At 47.5% G+C, this 18,172-nt stretch carries 16 protein-coding genes; all 16 read right to left on the reverse strand.

The features are described 5' to 3' along the window. Positions 1–1,113: a glycosyltransferase family 4 protein gene (locus SPITH_RS08245; RefSeq protein ID WP_014625204.1), complete on the reverse strand. Its 1,113-nt coding sequence runs from the start codon at positions 1,111–1,113 to the stop codon at positions 1–3. Continuing rightward, positions 1,104–2,441, reverse strand: coding sequence for a hypothetical protein (locus SPITH_RS08250; protein ID WP_014625205.1), 1,338 nt, complete (start codon positions 2,439–2,441; stop codon positions 1,104–1,106). Before SPITH_RS08250 ends, SPITH_RS08245 begins: the two co-directional genes overlap by 10 nt. Beyond that, a complete protein-coding gene (locus SPITH_RS08255) occupies positions 2,434–3,543 on the reverse strand; it encodes a glycosyltransferase family 4 protein (protein WP_014625206.1) in 1,110 nt (369 codons plus the stop codon). The genes SPITH_RS08250 and SPITH_RS08255 overlap by 8 nt, the downstream gene beginning before the upstream one ends. Positions 3,544–3,602: 59 nt before the next feature. Then, positions 3,603–4,664 carry a glycosyltransferase family 2 protein gene (locus tag SPITH_RS08260; protein ID WP_014625207.1) on the reverse strand — a complete coding sequence of 354 codons (1,062 nt, stop codon included), beginning with the start codon at positions 4,662–4,664 and terminating at the stop codon, positions 3,603–3,605. After that, positions 4,661–5,941: a glycosyltransferase family 4 protein gene (locus SPITH_RS08265; protein ID WP_245523365.1), complete on the reverse strand. Its 1,281-nt coding sequence runs from the start codon at positions 5,939–5,941 to the stop codon at positions 4,661–4,663. The genes SPITH_RS08260 and SPITH_RS08265 overlap by 4 nt, the downstream gene beginning before the upstream one ends. Next, positions 5,911–6,825 carry a glycosyltransferase gene (locus SPITH_RS08270; protein ID WP_014625209.1) on the reverse strand — a complete coding sequence of 305 codons (915 nt, stop codon included), beginning with the start codon at positions 6,823–6,825 and terminating at the stop codon, positions 5,911–5,913. The genes SPITH_RS08265 and SPITH_RS08270 overlap by 31 nt, the downstream gene beginning before the upstream one ends. Continuing rightward, positions 6,822–8,123, reverse strand: coding sequence for a polysaccharide pyruvyl transferase family protein (locus SPITH_RS12005; RefSeq protein ID WP_014625210.1), 1,302 nt, complete (start codon positions 8,121–8,123; stop codon positions 6,822–6,824). Before SPITH_RS12005 ends, SPITH_RS08270 begins: the two co-directional genes overlap by 4 nt. Further along, a complete protein-coding gene (locus SPITH_RS12010; protein ID WP_169311818.1) occupies positions 8,120–9,148 on the reverse strand; it encodes a nitroreductase family protein in 1,029 nt (342 codons plus the stop codon). Before SPITH_RS12010 ends, SPITH_RS12005 begins: the two co-directional genes overlap by 4 nt. Further along, positions 9,135–10,484 carry a flippase gene (locus SPITH_RS08275; protein ID WP_014625212.1) on the reverse strand — a complete coding sequence of 450 codons (1,350 nt, stop codon included), beginning with the start codon at positions 10,482–10,484 and terminating at the stop codon, positions 9,135–9,137. The genes SPITH_RS12010 and SPITH_RS08275 overlap by 14 nt, the downstream gene beginning before the upstream one ends. Before the next feature lie 20 nt (positions 10,485–10,504). Then, positions 10,505–11,614 (reverse strand): GDP-L-fucose synthase family protein, encoded by a 1,110-nt coding sequence (locus SPITH_RS08280; protein ID WP_014625213.1) that lies wholly within the window; start codon positions 11,612–11,614, stop codon positions 10,505–10,507. A 16-nt stretch (positions 11,615–11,630) separates the two neighbouring features. Then, complete coding sequence (gmd, locus tag SPITH_RS08285) at positions 11,631–12,767, reverse strand: GDP-mannose 4,6-dehydratase (protein ID WP_014625214.1); 1,137 nt, start codon at positions 12,765–12,767, stop codon at positions 11,631–11,633. Positions 12,768–12,769: 2 nt separating this feature from the next. Beyond that, positions 12,770–13,885: a glycosyltransferase family 4 protein gene (locus SPITH_RS08290; RefSeq protein ID WP_014625215.1), complete on the reverse strand. Its 1,116-nt coding sequence runs from the start codon at positions 13,883–13,885 to the stop codon at positions 12,770–12,772. Positions 13,886–13,887: 2 nt separating this feature from the next. Further along, a complete protein-coding gene (locus SPITH_RS08295) occupies positions 13,888–14,241 on the reverse strand; it encodes a HEPN domain-containing protein (RefSeq protein WP_014625216.1) in 354 nt (117 codons plus the stop codon). Between the two features lie 84 nt (positions 14,242–14,325). Further along, positions 14,326–15,261, reverse strand: a complete 936-nt coding sequence (locus tag SPITH_RS08300; protein ID WP_014625217.1) for an NAD-dependent epimerase/dehydratase family protein — start codon at positions 15,259–15,261, stop codon at positions 14,326–14,328. A gap of 24 nt (positions 15,262–15,285) precedes the next feature. After that, entirely contained in the window at positions 15,286–16,566 is a 1,281-nt protein-coding gene (locus tag SPITH_RS08305) for a sugar transferase (RefSeq protein WP_014625218.1), read from the reverse strand. 34 nt (positions 16,567–16,600) lie between these two features. After that, a complete protein-coding gene (locus SPITH_RS08310; protein ID WP_014625219.1) occupies positions 16,601–18,106 on the reverse strand; it encodes a hypothetical protein in 1,506 nt (501 codons plus the stop codon). Positions 18,107–18,172: the final 66 nt, after the last annotated feature.

Genomic DNA, 18,172 nt, shown 5'->3' on the forward strand with positions numbered 1-18,172 from the left:
TCAGCTTCTCCTCTCTTCTTCCAGGACGTGCTGGTAGAGGTCGAGCGTCTCGTTCAGCATCCTCTCGAAGGTAAAATGGGTTTCGTACCGTGCTCTTCCGGCCCTGCCCATGGAAGCTCTCAATCGGGGATCAGCGATCAATCGCTCGAGCCTGTCGGCAAGGGTATGCATATCCCCCCTGCCTACCACATACCCCGTAACGCCATCTTGCACGGCTTCTTCCACTCCACCTACACGAGAGGCCACGACAGGGAGCCCCGCCCTCATGGCCTCGAGGATACTCCTTGGAAAGCCTTCCCAATGGGTTACCAGCACATAGATCTGCGCTCGGGAGAGAATCGTCTCCACGTCACTGCGAAATCCGTGGAAAGATATTTTCTCCCCCAGTCCGAGGCTGGAAGCCAGTCGCTTCATCTCCCCTAGAAGCGGACCATCTCCCACACACTCCATGTGCCATTCCATGTGGCGCAGCTTCGAGAGCGCGAGGAAGAGCGTCCTGTGATCCTTCTGAGGCTCGAATCGAGCTAACATCACCATGCGTGGAGGAAGAACTTCTGGCCTCGCATGGAGTTCTACAGGAATATCCGGCATCCCGTTGTGGATGGCAACCAATTGAGAGGGGTTCCCCACTTTCCCCTTGAGGGCGATCTCTCTATCGAACTCGGACACCGTGATGATCTTTCGAGCACAGGGAGCCACGATCCGCTCCACCACGCGATAGATCCACCGGGAAGCGGGAGGTACCCCTTCCGTGAAGGCCCAGCCGTGGGCCGTAAAGACCACGGGGATGTCGAGGGAACGCGCCGCCAATCTCCCGAGGACACCGGCCTTCGACGTATGGGTTGAGACGAGATCCGGACGGAGATCCTTCAAGACCTTCCGAATCCTCAAGAACGCCTCGAGGTCCTTGAACGGGGAAATGCTTCTCTTCAATGAAGGTATTACCACGTAGGGAATACCACATTCGGCAAGTTCATCGAGGAAAATCCCTCTCCCACCCACAAGCACGGTACACCGATGCCCCAGAGCCATGAGCGCCTTGCAGAGATCACGGACATGGACCTGAACTCCGCCCCTGGTGTCGGACCTGGTAAGGACATACACTATGTGCATTCCGGTTCCCTCGCTTTCTCCTCCTTATCCGTTCCCACCCCTACTATAGTGAAAAAGATCAGCATCCAGTGCCATATGGGAGTACGATACCGAACTGCGGCTCCGAGATTCTGGTAAGAAATGACGGCGTACGCCCCTCCCCAGATGGTGACCACCACCAGTGCCAGGAAGAAAAGCCTTCTTTCTTCTTTCGTCATTCTCTTGAGCCTTCCCAAGGAAAAAAGGAAATACGCGAGAAGGCCGGTATTCACCAGGGCCGCATAGGCGGCAAACATATTGTGCGCATCCCACAGGAGAGGCCTGAAGAGAGCCGTGAACCACATCCAGGGATACACTCGCGCAAGATCTCCCCAGGAGGTAATCGTCACCCTTTGTGCTGCTCCCCCGTGAGCCCAGGCTTGAGACTTTTTTATGATAAAACCCAGAAATGCATTCAGGTTGCTTATCTCAAATAACCTAAAGACGACCAACGCCCCTCCTACTGCCACTACACCACCCAGCACCGCCCCCACCACCCGTTTCCTCCCACGCGTATACACCACCCAGAGCACATAGAGCACCGCGCCATAGATGGCCACGTACCAGAAACGGAAATACATGAAAGGCACCAGGGAGAGCAAGACCCACACAGCCTTCTTTATACTGGGTTCCCGCGAAAAACGATAAAGAAGAAGAGAAGTGACTACGGAAAACACATAGAGAATAGGATCCTTCCCGTAGTGGCTCGACCACAAGAGGAACATGGGCTCAAAGAACAGAAGCACTTCGAGAAGATGCTTTCGCAGATCCTCCTTTATCTTGCTGAGGAGCACTCTATCGAACATTATACTTGCCCACCAACTGAGCGTACCGAATATCACGATGACCAATCGATAGGAAGGACCAAGGAAAGCATGTATCCAGGACACGACTGACTCTATGCTAAGAGTCGCAGCTCCAAAGACAAGCGAAGGTCGGAATCGCCATATCCCTTCTGAATAAAAAATAAACGCATCGAATGTTTCAAAATATGTTGATTCATATATAGGAAAAAGAAGAAAAATGATTATCATTCTCCACATGTAGGCAAATACATAGAGACTCTTGTACCAGTTGAGATAATAGAGACCCACCATTGAAACAATGAAAAGGATCCCAGCCCAGACGAGCGGATACACGAACTCCCAGAAGGGATCCATACCCAGGTACCTATACCGCCAGAACTCCCAGTAGAACACACCGGCAGATCTGAAGATCACAGGAAGCGCTATCCCTATCAACACAAGAGAGAGGAGTACAATCCCCATTTCCTGTAATCGCTCCCTCTTCCCACCCCACCACTTATTCATGCCGGCTCTCCGTCAACTCCATGTAGAGATCGAGTAGCTTCTTCATCATATGATCAAAGGTGAAATGGGCCACAAACCGCTCACGACCCGCCCGGCCCATCCTCGCTCGCTTGCCGGGATCGAGGATAAGCTCGCGCAACCGCTCGGCAAGAACCATGTGATCACCCCGCGGTATGAGGTAGCCCGTCTCACCTTCAACCACAGATTCCTTACACCCCCCCACATCGGAAGCCACTACCGGAAGCCCGGCGCGCATGGCCTCCAGGATACTGATGGGGAACCCCTCCCATCTGGAGGTGAGTACGAAGATCTGAGAAGAGGCGAGTACTCCCTCCACGTCCTCGCAGAAACCGAGGAATTGTACCCTGTCTCCAATACCCAATACCTTCGCCTCTTCCTTCATCGATTCAAGGAGAGGACCATCACCCACACAGACAAGATTCCACTCGAGGTCTCGCAGCAGCGAAAGGGCCTTGAACAACAACGAGTAATCTTTTTGATAATCGAATCTCGCCACCATCACAAGCTGGGGAGGATGGAGAAAAGGATCTGAGAGCTGTGTTGGCGACACATCAGGAATGCCATTGTGAATGGTGATTGTTTTCTCAGGCTTCACAACCTTCTCTCTAATCGCAAGGCCCCTGTCATATTCAGAAACTGTAACGATTTTCGATGCGAAGAAAGCGGCGATTTTTTCTATCTTCCTATACTTCCTCCTTAATCGCGGCGGAACTCCCTCCGAAAACGCCCATCCGTGAACCGTAAACACCACGGGCAATCTGAGACACCAAGCCGCCACACGTCCGAGCACTCCGGCCTTTGAAGTATGCACACATACAAGAGCGGGCTGCAATCTTCTAAAAAGACGCATGAGAGAGAAAAAGGCTATAACATCTTTTCTGAAAGAAATTTCCCGATGGAGAGAAGGAACCACATGATAGGGAATACCGTATTGCTCAAGCTCTCTCAAGAAAGGCCCTTCTCCTCCTATAAGGACCGTCACTTCATGCCCACGCTTCACCAACTCACATGCTACATCCCTCACATGAACCTGAGCCCCTCCTCTTGTGTCGGATCTGGTGAGAACATAAACTATATGCATCTCGATCTACTCTCCATGTGTGTTTCAACTCTACAGATATTTATGTATCGATGCAAGAATCAGGGGAGGAGCATCTCAAATCTGCTCTTCTTCATTTTCTTCTTTATACACTTCACGAGGAAATCGGGAAGGATTCGCTGAATCCCGACCTTGACCAATTGAAAAGCAAAACTCAGATACGCTTTCCATCGTGGCTTCCCATGGGCAACAGCTATTCTCATAAATTCTTCATTGGCACCAATCGAATCACTGATGCCTCCTCCTCTCACCTTCCCTATCACACGTTCGACATATACTGGAATGAATCCTCTCTTTATGATCCGAAGCGCCATGTCATGGTCGGCCGCAATCCTGTATCTTGTATCAAAAAGACCTGTTTTTTTGTACACCGATCTCCTGAAAAATGCTCCTATGTGGGGATACGGCATCTCTTGATATATCTTATTTGAGGAAAGGGGAAAGATAGGCTTCATGAGAATCTTTTGATCTATATGGATCACCGCTCCTATGCTATAATCCACACCTGAGGAGAGAATGGCTCCCACACTCTCTTCTACAGCACGGGGGAGATACTCGTCATCAGCATTCAAAAACCCTACGATCTCGCCCCTGGCGAGCAGAAGCCCCTTGTTGAAGGCATGATAGACCCCCTCATCAGGCTCACTCAACCAGTAATCAAGAGAACACGAATACTCTTCAAGGATCCGAAGGGTCCCATCACTGGACCCACCATCGATCACGATATATTCAACATTAGGATACGTTTGAGAGAGCACACTCTCCATCGCATCGCGGAGATGTTTCTCAGCGTTGTATGTCACGGTGATAACCGTGACAAGAGGAAGCATACCCTCAAAGGGAGAGAGAATCCTTCCTTCCACTTGGAAAAGAAGTACACCTTTTTCCACCGCCCACCATTTCCCATCTTCCTGGCGGAAGGAGTATTTATAGAGACCGTTTTTTCTGAGACCATCTTCTCTTTTCCGAGAAGGATGGGGGGGAAGGGAAAGAAGAGTAGAAAAGGCTTCTTCCGTCGAAGGAATATCGATCTGTGGAATGCGTCGGATGAGATAACGAGTAGTGCTCAACCTGCCAAGAGAGAGAACCTGCTGTGATTTCATGACACCAGATCCTCCAAGAGAGCGAGATAACGCGGGACGACCTTCTCGAAAGAGAAGTGCTCAACAACCTTTCTCCTTGCGTTCCGCGAGAGGCTCTCATAATCAGCTTCGTAAAGCACCCACTCTATCCCTCGCGCGAGATCCTCTGGATCATAGGGACGAGCGAGGTAGCCGTTGTGTTGATGATCAATCATGTCACTATTTCCTCCTATCTTAAATGCTACAATAGGAGTAGCACAGGACAAGGCTTCCATAATTGTATTTGAGAGATTCTCTTGCAAACTAGGCACTACAACCACGTCCACAGCATTGTATAATGCTATAAGAGCAACATCATCATTTACGTGGCCTACGTAGTGGATAGGAAAGTCCTCCCATAAAGAAGGACCACTTGAGCTACCAAAAACCACGAGTAAAATATCATCCACTTTCCTAGCGGAATGGCGTAATTTCTCTAAAGCGCCTAACAGTTGCTGAAACCCTTTATTGGGATCCAGAGTCGCAGATACTGCTCCAAAAAGGATTAATTTTTTATCATCCGGTAAATTCCACAACTCTCTTGCAAAACGTTTCTCTACAGACTTATATATTGATACATCAATGGGATTAGGTAGTATCTCTATAGGACACTCCTTTAGGAGAGCACTCTTTTGGGCACAATGTACTAACCAATGACTTGGGCTTATGATATATATCTTGTGAGCAACAGCTTTAAGTGTGCGCTGTTTCCTCGAAAACACTGAATTACTCAGATCCTTCTCTCTCTCACTCTCAAGCACAGGGCACTTCCCGCATACAACCTCATATGCCCGGCACTCTCCGGTGAGATGGCAACCTCCGCTGAAAGGCCACATATCATGCATAGTCCATACAAGTGGTCTTTTTATTTTTTTGAGATCCTCAATTCGAAGAAAACCACCTGTGATCCAATGCAAATGGACCACATCGGGATCCAGTTCATCTATAATCTCAAACACGTAGCGCGGCGAAGGCACCCACGAAGGACTGAAAAGAGTAGTCGATTTATAGTTGTATCTTCTTAGCGGTAACTGATCGAGAAAGGAGCGAAGCAAAGCTGTTCCCTTCTCCCACCTCGTTCGCGGACCTACCACTGATGGATCATCCCCCATCTTCTGCTGCACCAGCATCCAGCTTTCCACTCCTGCTCTCTGCAGCCCTTTATGCAACCTGTACGCAGCCCGAGCTGCCCCACCGAAGATGTCATTTGTGTTTATGTGAAGAATTCTCATCTGTCTTTTATCTCCGAATACGCCCATTTCACTTTTCTAACTATCTGTAGGAAAAGACTCCCTCGCCTCTGCCGGTAGAATCTCTTGATCCGAGCTACCGCAAGTGAATTTTCTTCAATCATTGAGGGAAAATCTATCTCTTTCTTCATGTTTAAAGAAGTATCAAACCAATGAGTATGTCCGCAATGCATTCCCGAACCATCAAGGCCAATATTTTTTACATATGAGACAGAAGGATTAAGACATAATCCCTGATGTTGGAAAATTGTGGCATACCAGAAAATTGCCCATGTATCCAACTTTCCATGAAAATTATCCAGGACCTGTCTCCAGAAATTCTCAACTCCGTCTAGATTAAATTTGCGGATATCCTTCTTAGAGAAAAGGGTTATTAGTTGTTGGGGATCTTTCTTATAATAAGTCCAGCGATCAGCCCAGGTACCCCACCCCCAACAATTCATTACTCTCCAAAAAAAGGCATCTTCCATTCCTGTAGTATCTATAGGATAATTCCATCCACTTATGTGCCATACTTTAGGTTCGTCTTCATACCGTTCAAGTGTAGCTTTCATAAAATGAAGAAAATAAGGGCTCGTCACTAAGTCATCCTCAAGAACAACTACTCTCCCATGCTCGTTAATCACAGAAGTGACACCGTCAATGATATTACGCGCAAGTCCCCAATTTTCCTCCCGTTTGATTATTATTATCTCTTTAAAACCTTTTGCCTTTTTAAGGAGTTCTCTTACTTTATTCACCTTAACCTCATCGTTAGAAGTCCGAGGCCCATCAGAGAAAATATATAAAACGCTATCTTCGATCCCTTCGTTCTCACAGATTGAGAAAAGTGTCTGCTGAGTATGATATGGACGATTATATACAAACATCACCACAGGTGTCATTCTTTTCATGAATAAATTCCTCCAGTTTTATTCGCTATGTAGCTTATAAACTCAGAGATTGGAAATTCTTCTTGCAATTTTTTTATGCGCTCTTGAAGAGAAGTTACCAATTCATTTCTAAAATGTGGGTCATAATAAAGGGATTTTACTCTATTTAAAATCTGCTCGCATATTCCTGGTTCACCAATATCAAAAGCAAAATCTTCAATACCAAGTAGTTCAAAAAGATCCTCATATTTATGAGCCCATCCTGTAGCAATACTCGGGATATAATTTCTCAATGAGACTACGAGTCCATGATATCTGCCACTTACTACTACAGCACCGTACGATTTGATTATCGTTTCAATCTCATTAGGAGACAACTCCTTATCAAACGGAAAGAGAAAGCGATTGTGATCCAAGAATTCAGTCTTTAGCAGTAGGAATATTGGAGCATCATCTAAACTATGCATGAGCAGTATCGTAGGAATTTCAAGAGCAATTAATCCTTTCAACAATGACTTATAAAAAGACTCTACTATTTCCGATGGATAGTAATCATACAGTCTCATATTGGGAATGACGATAACATGTTTATTCCGAGGGAAATACCAGCGCAAAGGGGAAATTACATCTTTTGATTTAAAAGAATATAACAAACAAATATCAGGCCAGAGAATAGCCTCTATACCCAACGATACCAGCGCTTCTAAAGATGTGGTCTCTCGTGCAAAAACCACACTCCTTGATAGGTGTTTTTGTATTCGCTTTACAATTGGATTCTCTCCTCTCACCTCAAAAGGACCAAAAGACTGTGGGAAAAAAACATACGTACTTTTTTTGAATAACTTATCAAAACTCAGTTGAATAAAATTCATAATATCGTAATCGTTTCCTTTGATCTTATAACCATATCCAGAGATATCTATGACCAAGACCACTTCTTTCTTTACTCGTAAAAGGTAAAAGACATTCTTGATGTCAAGTATTAATCTGAGTGACAAAATTCTTTTCATAAAAAACTTTATATTTCTGATCAGTATTTTTATATTTCCACTTATATTTATATCTGAGTCAAACAAGATGTAACAAAAATTATAAATATAGGGAATTTGTAAAATGCGATGTTCCCTATAGGATTTTCTTACTCGGATAGGAAAAGAATCTACAATATACTTTTCCATATAGGGATAATAGGAAGACAAGAGAGCAAGGGTGGTGTCCAGAAGAAGTTGAGCTCCTTTATTCACAAAGTTACCCCCTATTATGACTATACTCCCCTTCTGATATCTGGTTTTTGCCGTTGCTTTCTCTTTACAGATCATCTTATCTCCAGAATTTCCTCTATCGTTTTTCTAACCGAAAGAGCCACTCGAGACTCCATCTCTCTATACCCCAAAGCAATACTTGTTACCACAGTTTCATATGGCTTCAAAGCTAAGAGAGTCTCTAACCTCTGACTGAGATTATAATCACGAGGCCAGTTCATAAAACATGAATCAACGCCTTGCTCATGCAGAGCTAATACAAAAGCCAAAGAGGCTAGAGCACTATCCACATATACTTCATGGAACGATCTTGTTGTAGGAAAGGCACTATAATCCCCAATTACAAAAACAACAACGGGTGCATCAAATGCATTTCCTCCTCCACCTGGCGGCAATGCCGCTACCTTTTTGAGCAATTCTTTATCGTTTTTAATGATAACAAATCTATATGGTTGCCTGTTACAGCCAGAAGGGGCTTGAAGAGCGCATCTTATTGCATATGTGAGAACTTCATCACTTGGGACTTCTTTAGAAAACACACGAATACTACTCCTGCTACAGAGAAAAGAGAAGAAAGAGGAGTCATCATTCGGACACCTCTCTTCTTCTGGGATCTTCTCAACAGCATGACCCGCCTTCAATTCAGTAAAAATCTCCATTGCTCTAATATATCTCTCATCATCACTGTGTGTTCTAAAGAAATACTCTTCAAGTACCCTCAAGGAATATTCAAAGAAAGAGGGATTTTCTTCATGAAGGCATGGAGCGAGATTTTTTAGTGTCATTACTGTCTCAAGAATATACGAAAGTGCAAATTCGGAACGAAACTCCTTTTGCGTCAACCCTTTTTCAATTCCATGAAGACGTCGGCGTAAAGAATACTCATTGCTATTTAATCTTTCTAATCTATTATACTTGTACAAACCTCTTAGATATCTCACATACTCCCATATTAATTGTTTATCTAATATGAGGAACAATACTAGAAATAGTCTGCTTTTTGATGCCCATAGCATACTTTTTCTCCAAATGCTTGCCCTTATTTCTCTATAAATTTTTTTTAAGAGACTAATTCCCCCCACTCTTCTCGCCTCCTCTACTGAGTCTTTTAAACAGGAACAAAGGAAAAAGTAAAGACCTAAAAAACATTGAATTAAGATGACCATACTTCGTATAGATAATAGGGATCAGAAAGAATGAGAGAAACCTACTCAATAAAGTAGCCCATGCAGCCCCTACGAATCCGGCCATTTTTATAAATGAATAATTTAGAAATATATTTGCACACATACCAATCAGTGTAGAAACCATTATTACATGTGTAGATTTATCAGCAATCCAGTAACGTCCTCTCACATAAGAAAGCCCCACCAAGACTCCTACCCAGACGTATAAGCTCAAAACCTCTGCAGATTGGCTGTATTCTGATCCGAGAAGAAACGAAACAATCTCCTCAGATGCTATAGAAAACATAACACAAATGCTTATACCAAACCAGAAGAGTAAATCATGTAAATATTGCAACCTTTGCTTCGAAACCGATTCACTATTTTTTTTCGCTGTTATCATCGCTGGGAATAAAGAGTTGACTATAGTTACAGGTACAAAATACCAAGATTCAGCCACTCTCACCGCTGCAGAATATAATCCAACAGACTCTACGTTGAGCAGTGATCTAATCATAAGTTGATCTATTCTCATATAGACAATTACCGAAAAAGACGAAAAGATTAAAGGCCAACTTTCAGCAATAAGCCTTTTCCCTATTTTCCAGGAGAAATCTTGGAGTGACATGAGTTTATCAGAAGTAAGCGAAAAAAAGAGAAAAAGGAAAATTCCTTTGACTACCATTTCTATTGCAACCACGATAGCGAAATAGAATAAAGAACCATTAAAGAGTATGAACAAAACCTTGAGAGCTGAACTCAATAGAAGGGCAACCATCCCCGCAATACCTGAGTATATGCCTTTTAATTTTGCTCTGAAGAAAGCATCAAATGTTTCGAAACTTGAGAAAAAGAGACTTACTCCTACAAGTATCACCACTACTTTTTCAATGAATGCCAAATCAAGAATCAGCACAAGTAGCACCAAGATTAAGAAGGCAACCGCTCCCGCTATTGTACGGATAACCATCGAGGTGCTTATAATAGTGCTTGTGAGAGGAGGATTCTCTACAACCTCTCTGACAACGATATCATCCAATCCCAGCTTGGCAACTACTCCCAAAAGAGCCACTAAACTAAGAGCAAAACTCAGAATCCCATAGTTCTCCGGTCCAAGATATCTAGCTACCCATACCCCAACAAGAAAACCAAGGAATAGTCTTAATACTTTATCAAAAAGTAACCAAGAAGTATTATGAAAATACTTTATCGCTCCACTATGATTTTTCAGTTTCAGAACTTTCTCTCGCATTCTATTCCCTCTTTATCCCCTCAACTACCCATCTCTAGAGAAGAGACATACCACTCATACAACCTCTCCACCCCTTCTCTTAACCCCACCGAGTGCCGCCAGCCGAGGGAGTGGAGTCTTGAAACATCGGTTCGCTTCACCGGTGTACCATCGGGTTTCTCGGGATTAAACACAATATCTCCTTTAAACCCCACCACCTCTTTCATGAGCTCGGCCAAGTCTCTGATACTAATGTCTTCACCTGTGCCTATATTGATATGTGTGTTCCTAATCTCCTGTTGACCGCCTAGGAACTTTTTTACTATGTCCTCAAAATCAACGTGCTCCATAAGAAATACGCATGCATCAGCGAGATCATCCACCCAGAGGAACTCTCGTCTGGGTCTCCCAGTACCCCATATTTCAACCTCTACTCCATGGGATGACTTTCGTACTCCGTACTTCTCCAGTAAGGTTAAAATCTCGCCTTCTGAGATATCATCCCCTCTCTCTTCAAGAGGTCGACGGGAGAGATCGGCCCGAATAAGCTCCCAATTTTCTTGCTGGAGGGCCTTTGCGAGGTGGAACTTTCGGAGAAGGGCAGGAAGCACATGCGAGGTCTCTAGATCGAAGTTGTCATTGGGACCATAAAGATTGGTGGGCATTACGGAGATAAAATTAGTACCATACTGGAGGTTGTAGCTCTCGCACATCCTCATGCCAGCAATCTTTGCTATGGCGTATGGTTCGTTGGTATACTCGAGTTCGCCGGTAAGAAGGTACTCTTCTTTCATCGGCTGGGGGGCAAGACGTGGATAAATACATGTGGATCCAAGGAAAAGGAGTTTCTTCACCCCATGAAGATAGCTCTGGTGAATGACGTTGCTCTGAATCATGAGGTTCTGGTAGATAAACTCTGCTCTGTAGAGGTTGTTCGCCCAAATTCCACCCACCTTTGCTGCGGCAAGGAAGACATACTCTGGCTTCTCGTTCTCAAAGAAACGAGAGACTGCCTCCTGATCAGTGAGGTCAAGTTCGCTATGGGTTTTGGTGAGGATATTCGTATATCCCTTCTTCCTCAACGCCTGCACGAGCGCTGCTCCCACAAGCCCCCTGTGTCCAGCTACATATATCTTACTCTCTTTTTCCATAGGTCTTCCTCGAGGCTCACCCCATAGTAAGGGTATTTTGAGTCCACAAGATATCGTGATCCTTCAAGATTTTCAGACCCTCTCCCGGAGATGTCAACCCCACACGCTCCATGTCTGCATCTACCATGATTCTTACCAGCTGGGTGAAAGCCACCCGAGGCTTCCAACCCAATTTTCTTTCAGCCTTGGTAGCATCGGCCAGAAGCACATCCACCTCTGTGGGACGGAAGTATCTCGGATCTATCTCTACCACCACATCGCCCGGAGCTATTCTATCTGACCACTCCTCCCTCACTGATGTTACTATCCCTTTTGTCTCAACTCCTCTTCCTTTCCATTCGAGCTCCACGCCAACATAAGTGAATGCTTCCTCAACAAACTCTCTCACGCTGTGGGTCTCTCCCGTGCCTATCACATAGTCGTCAGGTTCCTCTTGCTGGAGCATGAGCCATTGACACATCACATACTCGGGAGCGAAGCCCCAGTCCCTCCTTGCATCAAGATTACCAAGGTAGAGCTTCTTCTCTTTACCTGCAAGGATATGGGAGAGTCCTCGGGTGATTTTACGAGTCACGAAGGTTTCACCTCGCCTAGGAGATTCATGGTTGAAGAGAATGCCATTGCAGGCGAAGAGCCCGTAGGCTTCCCGGTAGTTTATCGTCATCCAGTAGGCGTACACCTTGGCAGCAGCATAAGGACTCCGGGGATAGAAGGGAGTGGATTCGTTCTGAGGGGGTGGTGCGGCTCCAAACATTTCGGAGGACGAGGCCTGATAGAATTTGGTTTTCACCCCGCTACGGCGTATGGCCTCGAGGAGACGAGTAGTTCCGAGCCCAGTAACCTCACCTGTATATTCCGGCATATCGAAACTCACGCGGACATGACTCTGAGCACCCAGATGGTATACTTCATGTGGCTGTACTTCATAGATGAGGTTGGTGAGTTGACCGGAATCCGATAGATCTCCATAATGCAGAAAAAAGCGGACTCCTGGATTGTGAGGGTCAGTGTAGAGGTGGTCTATACGATGAGTATTGAAGGTGCTTGCTCTTCTAATGAGTCCATGTACCTCATAGCCTTTAGAAAGGAGAAATTCAGCGAGGTATGATCCATCCTGTCCTGTGATGCCGGTGATGAGTGCACGTAGAGCCACGGTCAGCCTCCCTCCGGGGTAAGAATGAGCTCAGCGAGCGTCTCCCACTTCGGGTATTCTCCCTTTTCCATGAACCGCACGACGTTCTCTCTTTTCTCTTTGAGCATGTCCCTATTATGGAGCACCGTGAGGATACAACTCAAGAGCGCATAATCGTTCGCGGCTTCCACCACGAACCCAAGCCTTCCGAATTGTACCTGCTCAGGCAATCCCCCCGTGGCGGTCACCAGTACAGGTTTTCGGTAATGAAAAGCGATAGGGACAACCCCCGACTGAGTGGCATGAGTATAAGGAAGCACCACGAGATCGCACTGTTTCATGAGTGAGCAGATATCGTCTTCTGAAAGCCATCTGTTGACAAGCGAGAAGGAAAGAGATTCATTATATTTCTTGATAAGTCGCCTTGACACTCTATCGAGACGCCCCGTTCCTGCGAGTGTGAGGTGGACTCTCTTACGGACCTCCGAGGGAAGAAGATCGAACGCACGAAGGAGATAGGGAATCCCTTTGTATTTGTCAAATCGTCCCAGGAAAAGAAGCCTGAGCGCTTTCTCTTCAGCCGGAGGGGCAGCGAGTTCCATCGAACAGGAAGAGCCCCCCAGCGGAAGCAAGGGATGAGGATGACACGCGATGTTTTTCCATCCTTTTCGCAGAAGATAGTACTTGAAGTTCTCGCTCAAGACGATACGTCTGTCGTATCTCTTCATCTCCAGATGCTGAAGCAACCGTACCCACACGCGTTCCCCACGATGAGGGATGGGGTCATGGATGATCCCCGTAACCAAAGGCTGATGGATGCTGCGTCGTTTTAATTGTGAAATGATGTACCAGTTCAACGGATGGGTCATCGTGAACAACACGATCTCAGGTGCGAAATCGAGCACTGCGTTGGCGATGGTTTTTGCCCTTGAGAAGAGAAGGAAGAAATCATTAAAAGGTTTGCCCGATGAAAACACCCGGAACGTCTCCACCGACAAACCGGTCCACGAGGCAAGTCCTTCCATGTTCTCAGCTACGTAGCAACGCAGATCGGCACGCTCATGAAGCCGTTTCGCAAGTTCCAGGGTGAATATCGGTCCTGCTCCTTTTCTACCGAGATATACGAGAGCGACTTTCATGTTCACCTCATGAACACCTTTTGGTGACAACCTGAAAAAGCCGTTTTTTCCCAAGGAAAACCAGAGGGAAGAGCATCGGGTATCGTGTGGGTATGCATGTAGGCCTTATCGAGCTCGAGCACCTTCTCGATGAGCTTCTCAGGTGCCTCATATGGACGACAGAGTTCTTCCACCAGATCGATCACTGAATGGCCCCAGCCGTGGGCTCCTGGCTTTTGAAGCACTGCCATCATTCCCTTCCCGACCACATGCTGAGAAGAAAAACAAAACCTGTTGTAGCCCCCTTTCTCGAGATCATCACGCGCATGATCGAGAGCTCCTTCTGCTTCGGTAATCCGGTCCTGACTCTGTTCCACAGCCTGCAGGCTCCTTTGGTCATTACTTTATATCATTCTCGCAGAAGATGCAAAGGCTTCCTCCCCTCGGCAGGCGGACCACACTCATCCTCTCGGATGTAAGGGGTCTTCCTGTGTACTGAACCACTCAATAGTACGCTGTAGGCCTTCTTCAAATCCTATCAGAGGCACAGAGAGGGATGTGATCCGGTCTACATCTGCGTATGAATAGCGCACATCGCCGGGGCGTGGGTTGGTGTATACTATTGAGGCTTCAGTCCCGCAGAGAGAGATAATGGTGCGCGCAAGCTGATTGATCGTGATATAGGTGCCGTATCCTATGTTGTAGAGTCCCTCGCCTTCTTCAGCCAGTGCGATAAGATAAGCGACTAAATCTTTGACGTAGATGAAATCTCTCGTTTGCTCTCCATCACCAAATATGGTGAGAGGATCTCCTTTAAGGGCCCGGCTTATAAAGGCCGGCACTGCGGCGGCATAGCCTGAAGAAGGGTCCTGGCGTTCGCCGAAGACATTGAAGAACCGAGCTGATACACCTCTAATACCGCAGAGACGCTGATACATAGCAACATAGTATTCTCCTGCAAGTTTCGTAATGGCATAAGGGGAAACGGGCTGAGGAATCATATCGAGGCGCTTGGGACATTCAGGGCTGTCTCCATATACCGCGGCAGAAGAGGCAAAGACTACCGTACTTACGTTATGCAACTTCGCCGCCTCGAGCACATTGAGGGTACCTCTTACGTTTATCTCTTCTGTAGTAAGGGGATCTTCAATACTCGCTGGAACGCTGATCTGAGCTGCAAGGTGAAATATCGTATCCACACCATGCAAAGCCCGGACCACTTCGTCAGGATCTCTGATATCTCCCTCATACAGCTCCACATCCAGGTGTGCAATGTTTTCTTTTCTCCCTGTGGAGAGATTATCGAGCACCTTTACAGTACACCCTTTTTCTACAAGGGCCTCTACAAGGTGTGAACCAATAAACCCACACCCTCCTGTCACACATACTGTTCGCATGAGATTCACTCCTCTCGTAGGGATCTAACGAGCTCCAAAACCGGTGAGAATTGTTCTGATTGTAAGGAACAGTACGTAGAGATCGAGAAACATACCCTGGTTTTTTATGTAAAAGAGATCGTACTCCAACTTGGTCCGCGTATCCTCCACACTCGCCGCATACCCGTGCTGAACCTGGGCCCAGCCAGAAATTCCAGGTGGAACAAGATGCCGGTATGAGTAGAAAGGAATCTCTCGCTTGAACTCCTCCACAAAGGGCTTTTGCTCAGGACGTGGGCCCACGATGCTCATTTCTCCCTTGAGGACATTCCAGAACTGAGGGATCTCATCGAGTCTAAACTTTCTCAAGAACTTCCCCGTGCGAGTGATTCGGGTATCATTATTCTGAGTAAAACTGGGGCGAGAAGAATCGTTTCGCATGGTCCTGAACTTCACCATTTTAAAGAGGCGTTCCCGTTCCCCTACCCTTTCCTGGATGAACAAAATGGGCCTTCCTGCATCGATGAGTACCACAAGGCCTGTACATATCAGAAGAATAAGGAGCACTGGAGCGATGGCAAGAGTGATGATGATGTCCGCTACTCTCTTTACTACTCGGTACGGTCGGTTTCGTGTGGCAATAGGGAGGAAGACTTCTTCCTTTACGTAATCGAGAGGTACACGTCCAGTAAACTGTTCATACATAGAGACTGCATGATAAATAGGAGTGCCCTTCAAAGACTGCTGGGCCACAAAAGAGAGCCATTCTTGAGGAAGAGGATAGTGGAAATCCACTACAAGCGCCTCCACCTTTGGGAGACTTCCTGTGGGATCGTTAAGCACCTCCCATTCTATATGACTGTTCCAGGAGAGGAGTTTCTCTGCTATACCTAATGGAACAACCGCGAGTTTCCTCTGCTGGGCGTTAGGAGGTTTGAAGAGAAAAGGAATAAGAAAGAGAAAGGCATACATCCCTCTGAGTTTCCATGCAATATGACTGGAGATGAAAAATCTTTCATCTCCAGTCACGCCCAAGAGACCGGTCATCAAAAAAGCACCGAGGATGGCGAACAGAAAAGCCTTGAGGGACGAGATCCAAAACGACTGAGAGAGAAACGGCCAGAGAAAGACCATGAGAAGGAATCCCAGTATCCAGAAACCCATGAGGTGTAGGCCTATACTCTCACTCATCTCCCATAGCGAAAGGGAGGATCCCGCAATATACAACAAGAGAGGGATACTGATGAGCCCCTCGAAAATCAGGAGAAACACACGTTTCCTGAAAATCGAAAATTCGATTACCACAGGAGATTCATTTTCACGCATCGGCTGTCACACCACTCCTTATGGGGTTTCTCTCTCACTTGCTCCATACCCTCTTCCACGAGATCCCTGCGAACCAGCGCCACTCGGCGCCAGCCACCATGCGTCCCCAGAGGCTAAACTCCCGCCACGAGGCCTGGAGCGTGAGGATGTGGTAGACCTGGCCGGGGCCAGGAGGAAGGGCGGAGGGGTCGACCTTGGTCGTATCGGCACTCCGCACGCTCTCAGGCCAGCCGTCCCAGAACCACTTCCACCGCACCTCGTCTCCATCCTTCACCGTCCCTTTTATTAACACATTATACACCAGGCCGCAAGCGATTTCCGTACCGTTGAAGGATCCTCCCACCGAGGCCATCTGGGCGTCAGGGCCGTAAGTGAACCCCAGGGGGTAGTCCACCAGTATCCTGCTCGGGCTGGTGTAGTTGTCGATGTAGAAGTGGCGCACGTTCACATGGAGGTAGGGAAGATAGCTAGTGACGTACATCCACTCGCTGGTGTAGTCATACTCGGCCCACACCTGCCATCCTGGCTGGTTCCACTCAAGACCGAAGTTAAAGCCGTAGGCGCCGGGCTTGTAGTCCACCCCGGCCTCGGTGAGGGGCACGTCAGCGTCATCGAACGAGGCCTCGCCATAGATGGTGAGGGAGTCCCACAGCGTGAGGTCTCCATCAAGGGCGAAGACCACGTTGGAGTACCCTTCGCCATAGGTGTTGTGGTAGTACATGAGGGGGCTTACGTCGAGGAGATCGGGCGCCTTTCCGCCGATGATGTTGATCTCACCCACCCCCACCCGCCATAAGGGGCCCAAGAGGTCGAGCCTGTGGGCTGCAATGGTCTTGTAGGGGTCGGAGAAGATCCGTCCCTCCGAGAGATAGTCATAGCAATGGGTCTGAATATCCTCTTCGCTGTTTCCAAGAAGCGGAGACGAGGAGATCACGTGAAAGGTATACCGGAAGGCGCCGCCCTGCCAGCTCGCGGTGAGGTTGTCCTGATAGGTGGAGGGGGAGATGGTGAGGGGATACCGGGCCCTCCCCCACTTGAGGGGGAAGCGTCCTGCGGCGAAGTAGAACGGCTCCGAGGCGTAGTAGAGGTAGGCGGTGTGGGGGAAGGTCATGTCAAAGGAGTAATGGGTGATGTCAAAGGCACCGGCGAGCGAGTCGGAAAGATAGTTGGTGGAAGGATAGGTGGCACGGGAGAGGTATTCTTTCTGGACGGGGATTTCGATATGGAGGCCGAAGGGGCCGGCGTGTCCCGAAACCTGAAGCAGGAGAAACGGAGGGATGTGATCGGAGAGGTAGAAGAGGTGCTCGGCGGGATTTACGGGTACGCCTGCGGCCCAGTAATCACCTCTCACCAGATCCACCGGCCAGTCGCCCACTCCAATGAAAGGCTGAAACCGAAGGGAAAGGCCGTCCGTACGGGGGAGCCCCACCCACTCCACCGGGACGGGCGAGGCGAAGGGGTGGTCCGTGAGCTGGGCATGGATCGGCAGGGAGACAAGGAGGGTAGAGGCGAGGCACAGGGAGTGTATGAACGTGCGCATGTTGGTCTCCTCCTGCAACTATAGCAAAGACGGGGAAGAAAATACAGCCTCATAAAACACCTCAAT

This window comes from Spirochaeta thermophila DSM 6578, from assembly GCF_000184345.1.
GTDB classification, from domain to species: Bacteria; Spirochaetota; Spirochaetia; order Winmispirales; family Winmispiraceae; genus Winmispira; species Winmispira thermophila.